This is a genomic window from Segatella copri, assembly GCF_019249795.2.
GTDB classification, from domain to species: Bacteria; Bacteroidota; Bacteroidia; order Bacteroidales; family Bacteroidaceae; genus Prevotella; species Prevotella copri_B.
The window spans coordinates 3,070,122-3,083,182 of record NZ_CP156891.1 but is presented as its reverse complement, the minus strand read 5'-3'; the positions used below and the strand labels follow the sequence as shown (position 1 = coordinate 3,083,182).

Sequence of the window (13,061 nt, the reverse complement as noted above, 5' to 3'; positions counted from 1 at the left end):
GTTTACTTCTACATCAAATAACAAACAATAACTTACAGCAAATGAAAATTTTATTGTTAGGAGGCGGTGGCCGCGAGCACGCCTTAGCATGGAAAATCGCTCAGAGCGAGAAGTGTGAGAAACTCTTCATCGCTCCTGGTAATGCCGGTACACAGAATGTCGGCGAGAACGTAGATATCAAGGCAGACGACTTTGAGGCGCTCAAGAACTTCACAGTAGAAAATGGCGTTGATATGGTGGTAGTTGGTCCGGAAGACCCATTGGTAAAGGGTGTTTACGATGACTTCAAGAACGATCCTCGCACCCAGAACATCCCTGTCATCGGTCCATCAAAGGCTGGCGCCGTATTGGAAGGCAGCAAGGACTTCGCCAAGAAGTTCATGAAGCGCCACAACATCCCTACTGCCCAGTATGAGACTTTCGACGGCGAGCACGTAGAGGAAGGCTTGAAATTCCTGGAGACACTGAAGGCTCCTTATGTATTGAAGGCTGACGGTTTGTGCGCCGGTAAGGGCGTTCTCATCCTCCCTACCCTGGAAGAGGCTAAGAAAGAGTTCAAGGAGATGCTCGGCGGTATGTTCGGCAACGCTTCTGCACGCGTAGTCATCGAGGAATTCCTCAGCGGCATTGAGTGCTCTGTATTCGTATTGACCGACGGCAAGAACTACAAGATTCTGCCTGAGGCTAAGGATTACAAGCGCATCGGCGAGCACGATACCGGTCTGAACACCGGCGGTATGGGTAGCGTTACCCCTGTACCATTCGCTACCAAGGAGTGGATGCAGAAGGTTGACGAGCGCATCATCCGTCCTACTGTAGAGGGACTTGCTGAGGAGAACATCGACTATAAGGGATTCATCTTCTTCGGTCTGATCAACGTTGAAGGCGAGCCTATGGTCATCGAGTACAACTGCCGTATGGGTGATCCAGAGACTGAGAGCGTGATGCTCCGTCTGAAGAGCGACATCGTGGATCTCTTCGAAGGTGTAGCAGCAGGCGATTTGGACAAGCGCAGCATCGAGTTTGATGAGCGTGATGCAGTCTGCGTGATGCTCGTAAGCGGCGGTTATCCTGAGGCTTACAAGAAGGGTTATCCTATCCAGGGCATCGACGATGTAGAAGGTTCAGTAGTATTCCACTCCGGTACAGCCATGAAGGATGGTCAGGTAGTAACCAACGGTGGTCGTGTCATCTGCGTAAGCAGCTACGGCAAGGACAAGGAAGAAGCCTTGAAGAAGAGCTTTGCTGAGGCACAGAAGATCCAGTTCACCGACAAGTACTTCCGTTCTGATATCGGACAGGACCTTTAGTTTTTTAATGTTGAATTAGATGTTAAGAAAGAAAACTTTTCAAAATAAAGTAGCGGCTAGCCGCTACTCTTTACCTATTACTGCAACCCTTGCCACGCTGGTTTGGGTTGCAGTAGGTTTATTGGTATCCAATATCTGGGTAGAATTTGCTTTTACAGCCATGTCTACCCTGCTGATGGTGGAACTGAACAACCGTAATGCCCTGATGCGTACCTACAGCCGAATGGTATCCTGCACTTTTCTGGCATTACTGACGATGACAGGACTCTCCCACCCCTCTTTAAAAAGCAGTATTGTGACGATGTGTTTCATCGCCTTTTATCTCATTATCTGGAATTGCTATCAGGATAAACGCTCAACAGGCTGGACTTTCTACGCCTTTGCCTGCATCGGTCTGGCATCGATGGTTTTCGTGCAGATAGGCTATTTCATGCCTATCCTGTGGATTATGATGATGGTGTTTACCCTCTCGTTTAGCGTAAAGACATTCTTTGCAACACTAGTAGGTCTCATCGTGCCCTATTGGTTTGCAGCCGGTTATTTCTTCTATACCGACAACATACAGGGGCTGGCTGACCATTTCTGCGAACTCATCAACTACAGCGAACTCTTTGATTATTCGCAGGTTACCGACCATCAGGTACTGGACCTGAGTTTCGTTATCCTGCTCACCATCATCGGTTCCATCCACTTCATACGCACCAGCTACGGCGATAAGATACGAACCCGCATGATCTACGAAACGTTTATCATGATATCGGTTGCCTGCATCATCTTCATCGTCCTCCAGCCTCAATATATACAGGAACTGGGCGGCATCCTGATTGTGAATACAGCACCGCTTATCGCCCATTTCATCACATTCACCAGAGGTAAGTTTACCAACATATCCTTCATCCTGCTGCTCATCATGCTGGTACTTATCATGGCTTACAACATACTCGTACCAGAGAGCATATTACTATGAGTTGGATTATAGATTTCTTAATGAGCTGGGGCTACTGGGGCATGCTGGTATCAGCCTTCCTTGCCGGCAGTTTCTTTCCCTTCAGCAGCGAGGTGGTCATGTCGGGCTTACAGGCTGCCGGACTGGAACCTATCCAGCTCGTACTGTATGGAAGCATCGGCAATGTGCTCGGTTCTATGTTCAACTATGGCGTAGGACGGATGGGCAAGCTGGAATGGATAGAGAAATATCTGCATGTAAAGAAAGAGAGTCTTGACAAGGCTCAGCATTTCATGGCCGACAGAGGAGCCTGGATGGGATTCTTTGCCTTCCTGCCCCTGTTGGGCAGTGCCATCACCATCGTTTTGGGACTGACGAGAGCCAACATCGTGATTTCTGTCATCAGCATCACCATCGGAAAGGTGTTGAGATATGTACTGCTGGTTTACGGACTCAGTTTCATCTTTTAAACAAGCTGCAAAGAAAACAAAGAATTGATTCATATAGATTGACTGCTTATGAGAAAGTATTTATACCTTATTATATTATGCGTGGCTTTCGCGGGCTGTAAAGGCAGCCAGCAGAAAGGCCACACCGCAGAAAGTAACGGAAAGGAATCTGTCGCCAACAGCGATGGCAAACCTGCTGTTACCGTAACTATCCCTCCCTACAAGTTTTTCGTTGATAAGATTGCCGGAGATAAGGTGGATGTCAACGTGATGGTATCCAACGGCAACAATCCTGAAACTTACGAGCCTTATGCCCAGCAGATGATGGAACTCTCCAGGAGTGCCCTCTATCTGAAAGTGGGAAGCATCGGTTTCGAACAGACCTGGATGAAGAAGCTGCAGGACAACGCTCCTGACATGAAGGTGATAGATACCTCCACAGGCATCACGCCTGCCAAGACACCAGGCGGCAATACCGACCCGCATGTATGGATGAGTTGCAAAAACGCCCGCATCATCTCCAGCAACATCTTCAAGGCACTCTGCCAACTGGAACCGGAAAACAAGACTTTCTTCCAGAAAAACTATCAGCAGTTGCTCTGCAGCATCGACAGGCAGGACAGCATCATCAGAAAGAGTTTCAAGGATAATCCGGAGATGGTACGCAAGTTTGTGATCTATCACCCTATCCTCACATACTTTGCCCGTGATTACCAGCTGGAGCAGCTTGCCATAGAGGAAGAAGGCAGGGAGCCGAGTGCCGCCCAGCTGAAGAGCCTCATCGAGAGAGCCAGAAAAGAAAAGATCAAGTTCTGCCTGATTCAAGCAGAATTTGCCAACCGCAACACCACAACCTTCATCAACGAGAGCCACACCAAGCCAATGGATATCAATCCATTGCAGGGCGACTGGAACTGGGCGATGCAGGAAGCGGCAGCAGCGGTACAAGGCAAGAAAATCGTTGTTGGGAAGTAAAAACTACAATAATATGACTCCAATCATAAAAATCGAGTATCTTTCTGCAGGCTATGAAGGCAAGGAGGTGCTCCACGATATCAACCTCACCGTCTACAAAGACGATTATCTTGGCATCATCGGTCCCAACGGTGGTGGCAAGACAACCCTCATGCGCCTTATTCTGGGACTGCTGAAACCCACAGACGGCAGCATCCGCTTTTATAAAGACGGAGAGGAAGTAAGGGAAATCAGCATGGGATATCTGCCCCAATACAATCATCTCGACAAACAGTTTCCTATCTCCGTCTATGAAGTGGTACTCTCCGGCCTCAGCAGGACCAAGAGCCTCTTTTCCAGATACACCCAGGCACAGCACCAGCAGGTACTCGACTGTCTGGAACAGATGCAGCTCACGGAGTTGAAAGACCGCCATATCGCAGCCTTGAGCGGCGGACAACTGCAGCGAGTACTCCTCGCCCGCGCCATTGTTTCGAAACCCGATGTAGTGATACTGGATGAGCCCAACACCTACATCGACCGCCGTTTCCAGAAGCAGATGTACGAGATGCTGGAACAGATCAACCGGGAGTGCGCCATTATCATCGTAAGCCATGATGTAGCCGAAGTGCTCAATAACGTAAAGCACATCGCCTGCGTAAATCATCATCTCCACTACCACGATACGGCAGATATGCCGAGAGAGAAACTGGAAGAGCATTTCTTAAATGTATAGGCTTATTATATAATAATGCCTAAAAAACAGGTGCAAAAATCCATATTATCTCATCTTTTTATTATCTTTGCAATTGGAATGTGCCTTTTTGAAAGGCACAGAGAAAGCATTCAGAAAGAAATATAATACATTAAAGTTTAAACAATAATGAAACAGTACAGATTAGTGGACAATATCTTCGGATGGGTCGCATTCATCATTGCGGCGTTCACTTATTGTTCCACAATTGAACCGACAGCCAGCTTCTGGGACTGTCCTGAGTTTATTACGACTGCTTACAAGCAGGAGATCGGTCACCCACCTGGGGCACCATTCTTCATGCTTTTAGGCAATTTCTTCACACATTTCGCCAGCGACACTACCCAGGTAGCCAAGATGGTAAATACGATGAGCGCCCTGCTGAGCGCCGTCTGTATCATGTTCCTCTTCTGGACCATCACCCACCTGGCTCGCCGACTCGTCATCAGCGACAGGAAAGAACTGACTACCAGCAAGCTGATTGCCATCGAGGCATCCGGTATGGTGGGCGCACTCATCTACACCTTCAGCGATACCTTCTGGTTCTCAGCTGTCGAGGGTGAGGTTTATGCGTTCTCTTCTGCCTTTACCGCTGTGGTATTCTGGCTCATCCTGAAGTGGGAAGACCATGCTGACGAGCCTCATAGCGATCGTTGGCTTGTGCTCATCGCCTATATGACCGGTTTGAGTATCGGTGTCCACCTGCTCAACCTGCTCTGTATCCCAGCCATCGTATTGGTTTATTACTACAAGAAGGTGCCACATGCCAACCTCAAGGGCTCGCTCCTGGCGCTGTTCCTTTCATTCCTCGTAGTGGTAGCCGTACTGTATGGTGTGGTTCCAGGTATCATCACCGTAGGCGGCTGGTTCGAACTGTTCTTTGTCAACACTCTCGGCTGTCAGTTCAATACCGGTGAAATCGTATACATCATCTGTCTCGTAGCCTCAGTTATCTGGGGTATCTACGAAACCTGCCATGCTTCTGAGAAGAACGAGAAGAAGCAGAATATCGCCTTCGTTCTCGGCTTCGGCATGCTCGGCATCCCATTCTACGGATATGGCTGGACTGCTGCCATTACCGGCATCATCGTGCTGGTTATTCTCTGGTTCGTACTCGGCTACAAGCGCAAGCAGGAGGTAGTAACAGGCGTTGACGAATCTACAGGCATCACCAAGAAGAAGATGCAGCTCCTGCCGCTCATCTCAGCACGCGTCAAGAATACAGCCTTGCTCTGCATGCTGATGCTGATGATTGGTTATTCCAGCTACGCACTCATCGTAATCCGTTCTTCTGCCAACCCTCCTATGGACCAGAACTCTCCTGAGGACATCTTTACCCTAGGAAGTTATCTGAGCCGCGACCAGTATGGCGACCGCCCTCTGTTCTATGGCCAGGCTTATACATCACAGGTAGCCCTCGAAGTAGACGGCAACATGTGCAAGCCTGTCATGAAAGAAGGTGCACCGGTTTACCAGCGCAAGGAGAAAGCTTCGGCTGATGAGAAGGACTCTTACTTCGTAGTAAGTCACAAGAATAAGTATATCTATGCCCAGAACATGCTCTTCCCTCGTATGTACAGTTCGGATCATGCCCAGGCATACGAAGACTGGATGGGCGGTGTAGAAGGCACAGAGATTCCTTACGACCGCTGCGGAGAAAGTATCATGGTGAAGATGCCGTCACAGTTTGACAACATCCGCTTCTTCCTCTCTTACCAGTGCAACTTCATGTACTGGCGCTACTTCATGTGGAACTTTGCCGGCCGTCAGAACGACATCCAGGGCAATGGTGAGCCAGAGCACGGCAACTGGATTACCGGTTTCTCATTCATTGATGATTCACTCTATGGCGACCAGAGCAAATTGCCAGACGACCTGAAGGAGAACAAGGGACACAATGTATTCTACTGCATGCCGCTGATTCTCGGTCTCATCGGACTTTTCTGGCAGGCTTGGTATACCCGCAAGAAGAAGGTAATGAAGAACGGCAAGGAAGAGGAAGTGCTCCTCCCTATCGGAATCCAGCAGTTCTGGATTGTATTCTTCCTGTTCTTCATGACAGGTCTTGCCATCGTCATCTACCTGAATCAGACACCTATGCAGCCACGTGAGCGTGACTATGCTTACGCCGGTTCATTCTATGCATACGCTATCTGGTGCGGTCTCGGCGTACTCGCCATCATCGACATCCTGAAGCGCAAGATGAAGCTCAGCGGTACTGCTGTAACAGCCATCGTAGCAGTCATCACACTTCTCGTACCTATCCAGATGGCATCACAGACCTGGGATGATCACGACCGCTCAAACCGTTACACCTGCCGTGACTTCGGTCAGAACTACCTGATGTCACTCCAGGAGAAGGGAAACCCTATCATCTTTACCAATGGTGATAACGATACCTTCCCACTCTGGTACAACCAGGAGGTAGAAGGCGTTGGAACAGATGCCCGCGTATGTAACCTGAGCTACCTGCAGACCGACTGGTATATCGATCAGATGATGCGTCCTGCATACAACTCACCATCCGTGCCAATCACCTGGCCACGTCTCGACTTCTGTTCAGGTACCAACGAATATGTATCTGTTGAGCCTGAAGCAAAGAAGCAGATTCTCGACTTCTACAAGCAGGATCCAGAGAATGCCAAGAAGCAGTTTGGTGACGAACCGTTCGAGCTCAAGAACATCCTGAAGAACTGGGTACGCAGCAAGAACCCTGACATGCACTTCATCCCTACGGATACCCTCTATGTCACCATCGACAAGGAGGCTGTAAAGAAGAGCGGCATGATGATGGCATCAGATTCTATTCCAGATAAGATGGTCATCTCTCTTGCCGGCAAGAGCGCACTCTACAAGAACGACCTCATGATGCTCGAAATGCTGGCACAGTGCAACTGGACCCGTCCGCTCTACGTAGCACTCACCGTAGGCGAAGAGAACTATATGAACCTCGGTGACAACTTCGTACAGGAGGGACTTGTGAACCGTATCACTCCGTTCACCACCAACAAGCCAGGTGCCAAGAACTTCGATACAGAGAAGGCTTATCACAACATCATGACCCGATTCAAGTTCGGCAACCTGAAGCAGAAGGGACTCTACATCGACGAGACAACCATGCGTATGTGTTATACCCACCGTCGCCTGCTCGCCCAGACAGCCCTCCAGCTCATCGCCGAAGGCAAGAAGCAGAAGGCTATCAACATCCTGAAGAAGGCTGATACCGAGATTCCTGCCTACAATGTTACGCTCGACTACATGAGCGGTGGCTTGGATATGGCTCGCGGCTGGCTGATGACCGGTCAGAAAGCCAAGGGCAAGGAATATATAGAAGCGGTATGGAAGAATGCTTCACAATACCTCAACTACTATCTCTCGCTGCCAAACGACCGTTTCCTCCAGGCAGAGCACGACTGCATCCGTCAGATTATGATCATGCAGAGCATCTGCGAGGCTGCCGGAATGGTGAGTCCACAGTTGGAGCAGAAGTATGAGAAGCAGCTCAACAACCTCTACCGTCTCTATCATGGCAGAGGTGGCAGAATGCCGGAAGGCAATCAGTAAAAAATAGAAAAAAGTTTGGTGTCGCGAAACACGACACCAAACTTTTCATTATTCATATAAACCTGTTTTATCCATGTTCATAGAGCAACCAGCCAAATGGCTCAGATGGTTATATCCAAAGGCCATCTGGAGAATGGACAAGAAAGACCATTCTGTCTATCTTACATTTGATGACGGTCCAATTCCAGAGTCAACTCCATTCATCTTAGAGACCCTGAGAAAGTACAATATCAAGGCTACTTTCTTTATGGTAGGCGAGAATGTATTGCGCCATCATGACCTCTACAACCAGATTGTGGCAGAGGGTCATCAGGTTGGCAACCATACATTCAATCATATCGGTGCCTTCAAGCACCGCGTCATCTCCTACGTGCTCAACACCAATAAGGCGAACGATATCATCCATGCCCATCTCTTCCGTCCACCTCACGGCTGGATGCGACCAAGTGAGTATTGGTGGCTGCACCGCACTTACAAGGTCATCATGTGGGACGTGGTGACGCGCGACTATTCCAAATGGATGACGGCAGAAGATGTGGTGAACAATGTGAAACGGTATGCCCGCAATGGCAGCATCATCACCTTCCACGACTCGCTGAAGAGCATTGAAAAGCTGAAGACAGCGCTCCCTCAGGCCATAGAATGGCTCATGGAACAGGGGTATGAATTTAAGACTTTTGAATAAGAAGCTGTTATTCCCAAACAGGAACAGCCCAATAAACACAGACAAGAAATGAGCAAAAGAATCAACAGTTATCAGGCAGTAGCTGCATTTGTAAGAGGTTTCTTCGAAGCTTACGCACGTGGCATCATCGATGCTACCATCGAAGGCAATGACTTCAGCAAGAAGAACGACCCGAAACAGATCAAGCAGATGATGCTGGAGCACTATGGCGAGGTAAACCAATACTTCTTCGACATCATGTTCTCTACCCTCGTACGCCTCAACTACAAGACTGCCGAGGAAGCCAACGAGCGCATGAAGAAGAACTTCGACAGCATGAAACAGGCTGACCCGACCTTTGAGCCAACCATGCTCGACTACCTGCGCATAGCCTGCAAATCGAACCAGCTTTACAAGGCGATGGAGTCTGAATACAAGCGTAACTTCACCTGGCTTCTTCAAGGCAAGTTTACCACACTTGAAGAGCATGTACGCGATTATACCCACGGCATTCTCATCAGTCTCGCCGACGAACCGATGGCAATCCATCTTCTGGTCCGCATCATCGTAAAGGCATACGCAGCCGGACTGAAGTGTGGCAGCAAGGAGGGCGAGCAGCACCAGCTCCACATGCCTACCCTTCACGGCATGTTGCTGAACAATGTCAACATCCTGCTCAACGAGACTCCACTCAAGAGCAGCACCGAAGATCCTGTTGCCCTCTTCAAGGAGGCATGCAAGAATGAAGAAGAAAACATCAACGTTCTTTTCAACACATTAAACGATGCGATGAAAGAACTGGCAGAAGAATAAGAGAAAAGCATCATTGATGACGAGCACAGCACCAGATTCGAGAACCATCCGACTCCATATAGCGTAGAATCTCGTTATTCACTTCTTGGCGAATGGAGAGCATGGATTCTCGGTCGCAATCCACAGTAAAGTCAAGGTCTATATCTACCGAGAGTCTTGGCAGTTGGGAATAACAAAGTGACAATGATTAAGATTATTAAAGATTTAGATATAACGGCTTCGGGTGTTAGCGTATTTAACCGCAAGTGGCAACCTGTCCATTTACAACAAGGAGAAATGGATGGGGCTTGTGCCGTATATTCCATGATGATGAACCTGCTCATACTAAAGGTTCTTACTCGTAATCAAGTTGTCAACTTGAAAACAACATTTAAGGGAAATACCGCAAAAGGGAGACTTTTCAAAGAGTTCTTTGTGACAGAAGGACTGTGCCGTGATGGATTTTATTTTTCCGAAATAAAAGAAAAGCTATCCCATTCTTTTGCTAAAGAGGTTACATCTTCGCCTCTTCAATATACAGCATCTTTATCAGACCAAACTTCTTTTGTAGAAGAACTTAGGACTGCAATAGATAGCGACACGCCTTTGATTACCGCTCTGTCTTTTAAAGGTGGCGCTCATGCTGTACTTGCTATTGGGTATGAAGAACAAAAAGACGGTGTCAAGAAAATATTCTGTTTAGACCCAAGCTATGCCATAAGTCCGACATCCTTTTGGAATGGTGTAATAATCCTAAATGAGGGAAAAGGAAAGTACAGCCATCAGTATATAACAGATAAAGACGAAAAATATATCAATGTCAGTGAATCATTGAATATAAAAAAGAAATAACGATATGAGCGAAGAATTACAACAGAAATTTCTTGACAAACTTTGAGAAGTTGCAAACAAACTACGTGGCAATCAAGGACCTGGAGGCCAAACGTGCTGACCTTGACAAGGAGATTGAGGGCTATCTGAAAGAGTTGGGATTGTTAGAGTAAACTTTCCACAAGTTGTGGCAGAGTTCCCAGATATGAAAGGGCTTTCATACAGAAACTTGAAGTATATCAGACAATGGTATCAGTTTTATAATGAGCAACTTACAATTTGACAACAAGCTGTTGCCAAATTAGACGAAGTAAATGTGCAATAACTTGTTGCACAATTACAAGAAAGATGTCTAAGCTCATGCCTGAAAACATACAGAGCCAGTTGCCTACAATTTGAAGATATTGAAGAAACACTTTCTGATATAAAGGAAACTAAGGATTTCAAAAAAGGTAATGATATGAAAAATAAAGATAATATACCGCAGTTCGTGAATAGCGACTCCTTCATGGCAGACAAGAACTATGTGAAGTGATTGTCTGACCTGAAGAAACGTTTCCGCATGGCACAACTAAAAGCTGCTGTCAAAGTGAATACGGAAATGCTCAAATTCTACTGGAGTTTGGGCGAGGACATTTGCGAGAAGCAGAAACAATACAAGTGGGGTGCAAAGGTTGTAGATAGGCTTAGCCTTGATATGCGTTCGGAAATTCCTCAGAGTGAGGGATTTTCAAGACCTTTACCATGTAAAACGCTGATTTGCGTTCTATTCAAGTCAAATTGAAAGAGGCTGTGTCATAAGTTTATGATTCACCCTCTTCTATTTGTTGAAAGAGGCTGTTGTGCATGCGGTAGTCAACTGTTATACACCAACTATTATCCAGACTTATGACACACCCTCTTACAGGAAGTGGATAATACAACAACCCCAATGCCAATGAACGAACATTGCTTGAAATAAAACAGGAAGCCTTTTGTCGTATCTTTGCCGATAGTTACCAAATGGTGAACAGCGGGGTGAACACTTGCCCCAAGCATTCACCTTTTCGGCTCTGGGGTGAACCCTAGTAAAAAGAACTTTGTATATACAGCGCATGCTAGAAATATAAGAATCTCTATTATAATGGGTTATGGGGTGTTTTTAACACATTATTAACGCCAAAGGTTGGCATCGGGGTTCACCCTTCACCGACTTCATCGCCAAGAGCAGAGGATGACTATTCGCAGCAGGATACCGCCCCCGACCTGCCCTTCTACGGGTGGGTAGGGTAAGTAAGGGGAGAGTACTTTCTAAGAGTTTCCTTATGTAAAGGTTCGTTTACTATAGGAAAGATATAGTATATATATAGACTCCCAGAAAAAGCGATTTCCTACTCACCCTAGTTACCCCCCGGCCGTAAACAAGATAGTTACGATGCCTAAGTATCATGGTTACGATGCCAAAACACGCTATTTTATGTAAGTAATTGAAAATGAAACATCTATTTGTTTCATTAGAAGAAGAGGTTACGAATTAGAAATATACAGGATGTAGTATCCTGCTGTAATTTGCATAACCAATTAAAGAACTCTTTCGGTTGCAAAAGTACAAAAATAAATCGAAGATAAAGAATGTTTCCAGCACATTTTTATCTTCTATTTATTATTTAGACGAAAATCATCATACCGACATTTCTGTTTCTCGAACAGTTTTAGCCATAAAGACACCTCTGACAGACAACGCTCCAAGTTCTAATAGTTTCTTCCCAATTTGAACTAAACTTGTACCTGTAGTGATTACGTCATCAACAAGCAACACATGCTTGCCTTTTATATGTATCCGATTGAATGTCAGATTTTCAATTTTGTTCTTCCCAATTGTACCTTTCATCTTTTCTCTATCAAATTCAATCCACAGAGTTAGGAATCCATCGGCAATATCCAATCGTTTTGCCAACTCCCTGCAAAATCGAGTAAAGCGTCTACCATGTGCTTTCTTTGTTGAAGCGGGTATCGGCACAAGCACAGCATTCTCTTTTATTGCGTCAAAACACGATAGTTTAGAGATGCATACAGAAAACACCTTAGCCCAAAGCAAGGATTTTTCTCCATCTTTGAATGCATAGACGGTATTTCGAACTTGTCTTGCTTTATGGGATACTTGCTTACATGTAAGCGGATAATAGTCATGAATATAGTAATATTCTATATCATGTGCATAATCCTGTCCTATAAAAGAGGTGTCATAAGAGAAATAATCTATATTCGGGAGACCATTACCTAGAAACACAAAATGCAAGACATCTTTCCAAATCTTATATATGTCCTCGTTTTTTGTGCGAAAAATGGTCATGTCAGACATACCCTTCTCTGCAAGACCCATTCCTATGACTAAATCACGATTAAAGAGTTGCTGGTGTACTATTACCCATCCCATATCTTTGCATACAGTCTGTAAATTACACTTTATGCGATGAAGGAAATAAAACTTGTCTGAATTTTCCAGACAAATGACCATAAAACTACCTTTTGTTTGTGACAAGAGTTTCGCAGAAAGATCATACAGATGACCTTTCTTTCCATATTTATTGTTTATGCCTGCATATTGTTGCCCCATAAGCTATAACTATTTAGAATTCAAAAATACGCATTTTATCTTGGGATATTACATTCTGATACAATCTTTATGCTCTTTTATTTTTCATTAGCATTTTTGTTTGCCGTTTCTAGTTTCTTGAGGTTCACATGATAGCCTATTCACACTGTCAAAGTACTATATAAAAGTCAGCCGTCGTCGAAGAAAGACAGTCCTCGTACC

The 13,061-nt window shown here is 46.0% G+C and carries 12 protein-coding genes; 10 read left to right on the top strand and 2 right to left on the bottom strand.

Going from position 1 to position 13,061, the window contains the following annotated elements; all coding sequences use genetic code 11:
* The first annotated feature begins 41 nt into the window (after positions 1-41).
* From purD to KUA48_RS12750, 8 genes are all read left to right on the top strand, one after another.
* Positions 42-1,310 (top strand): phosphoribosylamine--glycine ligase, encoded by a 1,269-nt coding sequence (purD, locus tag KUA48_RS12785; protein ID WP_218433577.1) that lies wholly within the window; start codon positions 42-44, stop codon positions 1,308-1,310.
* Positions 1,311-1,329: 19 nt separating this feature from the next.
* Entirely contained in the window at positions 1,330-2,277 is a 948-nt protein-coding gene (locus tag KUA48_RS12780) for a hypothetical protein (protein ID WP_218433575.1), read from the top strand.
* Positions 2,274-2,726: a YqaA family protein gene (locus tag KUA48_RS12775; RefSeq protein ID WP_118080959.1), complete on the top strand. Its 453-nt coding sequence runs from the start codon at positions 2,274-2,276 to the stop codon at positions 2,724-2,726. The genes KUA48_RS12780 and KUA48_RS12775 overlap by 4 nt, the downstream gene beginning before the upstream one ends.
* Positions 2,727-2,774: 48 nt before the next feature.
* The gene (locus tag KUA48_RS12770) at positions 2,775-3,680 is read left to right on the top strand and encodes a metal ABC transporter solute-binding protein, Zn/Mn family (RefSeq protein ID WP_118254163.1); all 906 of its coding nucleotides are present in this window, start codon (positions 2,775-2,777) and stop codon (positions 3,678-3,680) included.
* Between the two features lie 13 nt (positions 3,681-3,693).
* Positions 3,694-4,395: a metal ABC transporter ATP-binding protein gene (locus KUA48_RS12765; RefSeq protein WP_218433573.1), complete on the top strand. Its 702-nt coding sequence runs from the start codon at positions 3,694-3,696 to the stop codon at positions 4,393-4,395.
* A 147-nt stretch (positions 4,396-4,542) separates the two neighbouring features.
* Complete coding sequence (locus KUA48_RS12760) at positions 4,543-7,977, top strand: DUF2723 domain-containing protein (protein ID WP_218433572.1); 3,435 nt, start codon at positions 4,543-4,545, stop codon at positions 7,975-7,977.
* 73 nt (positions 7,978-8,050) lie between these two features.
* Positions 8,051-8,662, top strand: a complete 612-nt coding sequence (locus tag KUA48_RS12755) for a polysaccharide deacetylase family protein (protein ID WP_006847742.1) — start codon at positions 8,051-8,053, stop codon at positions 8,660-8,662.
* 48 nt (positions 8,663-8,710) lie between these two features.
* The gene (locus KUA48_RS12750; RefSeq protein WP_022120806.1) at positions 8,711-9,454 is read left to right on the top strand and encodes a hypothetical protein; all 744 of its coding nucleotides are present in this window, start codon (positions 8,711-8,713) and stop codon (positions 9,452-9,454) included.
* 10 nt (positions 9,455-9,464) lie between these two features.
* Here KUA48_RS12750 and KUA48_RS12745 read toward each other — a convergent pair whose 3' ends face one another.
* Positions 9,465-9,638 (bottom strand): nucleotidyl transferase AbiEii/AbiGii toxin family protein, encoded by a 174-nt coding sequence (locus KUA48_RS12745; RefSeq protein WP_153086830.1) that lies wholly within the window; start codon positions 9,636-9,638, stop codon positions 9,465-9,467.
* Between KUA48_RS12745 and KUA48_RS12740 the strand changes: the two genes are divergently transcribed.
* Together KUA48_RS12740 and KUA48_RS12735 are read left to right on the top strand one after the other, a co-directional pair.
* Positions 9,638-10,285 (top strand): hypothetical protein, encoded by a 648-nt coding sequence (locus KUA48_RS12740; RefSeq protein WP_022120805.1) that lies wholly within the window; start codon positions 9,638-9,640, stop codon positions 10,283-10,285. The genes KUA48_RS12745 and KUA48_RS12740 overlap by 1 nt on opposite strands.
* A 541-nt stretch (positions 10,286-10,826) precedes the next feature.
* Complete coding sequence (locus tag KUA48_RS12735; RefSeq protein WP_153073244.1) at positions 10,827-11,048, top strand: DUF1016 N-terminal domain-containing protein; 222 nt, start codon at positions 10,827-10,829, stop codon at positions 11,046-11,048.
* 876 nt (positions 11,049-11,924) lie between these two features.
* Here KUA48_RS12735 and KUA48_RS12730 read toward each other — a convergent pair.
* Positions 11,925-12,860: a ComF family protein gene (locus tag KUA48_RS12730; RefSeq protein ID WP_153089035.1), complete on the bottom strand. Its 936-nt coding sequence runs from the start codon at positions 12,858-12,860 to the stop codon at positions 11,925-11,927.
* Between the last annotated feature and the right edge of the window lie 201 nt (positions 12,861-13,061).

What these genes read in the sequence shown, in the direction of transcription:
- purD (WP_218433577.1), top strand. Translation starts at nt 42, where the DNA reads ATGAAAATTTTATTGTTAGGAGGCGGTGGCCGCGAGCACGCCTTAGCA.
- KUA48_RS12780 (WP_218433575.1), top strand. Translation starts at nt 1,330, where the DNA reads ATGTTAAGAAAGAAAACTTTTCAAAATAAAGTAGCGGCTAGCCGCTAC.
- KUA48_RS12775 (WP_118080959.1), top strand. Translation starts at nt 2,274, where the DNA reads ATGAGTTGGATTATAGATTTCTTAATGAGCTGGGGCTACTGGGGCATG.
- KUA48_RS12770 (WP_118254163.1), top strand. Translation starts at nt 2,775, where the DNA reads ATGAGAAAGTATTTATACCTTATTATATTATGCGTGGCTTTCGCGGGC.
- KUA48_RS12765 (WP_218433573.1), top strand. Translation starts at nt 3,694, where the DNA reads ATGACTCCAATCATAAAAATCGAGTATCTTTCTGCAGGCTATGAAGGC.
- KUA48_RS12760 (WP_218433572.1), top strand. Translation starts at nt 4,543, where the DNA reads ATGAAACAGTACAGATTAGTGGACAATATCTTCGGATGGGTCGCATTC.
- KUA48_RS12755 (WP_006847742.1), top strand. Translation starts at nt 8,051, where the DNA reads ATGTTCATAGAGCAACCAGCCAAATGGCTCAGATGGTTATATCCAAAG.
- KUA48_RS12750 (WP_022120806.1), top strand. Translation starts at nt 8,711, where the DNA reads ATGAGCAAAAGAATCAACAGTTATCAGGCAGTAGCTGCATTTGTAAGA.
- KUA48_RS12740 (WP_022120805.1), top strand. Translation starts at nt 9,638, where the DNA reads ATGATTAAGATTATTAAAGATTTAGATATAACGGCTTCGGGTGTTAGC.
- KUA48_RS12735 (WP_153073244.1), top strand. Translation starts at nt 10,827, where the DNA reads ATGGCACAACTAAAAGCTGCTGTCAAAGTGAATACGGAAATGCTCAAA.
- KUA48_RS12730 (WP_153089035.1), bottom strand. Translation starts at nt 12,860, where the DNA reads ATGGGGCAACAATATGCAGGCATAAACAATAAATATGGAAAGAAAGGT.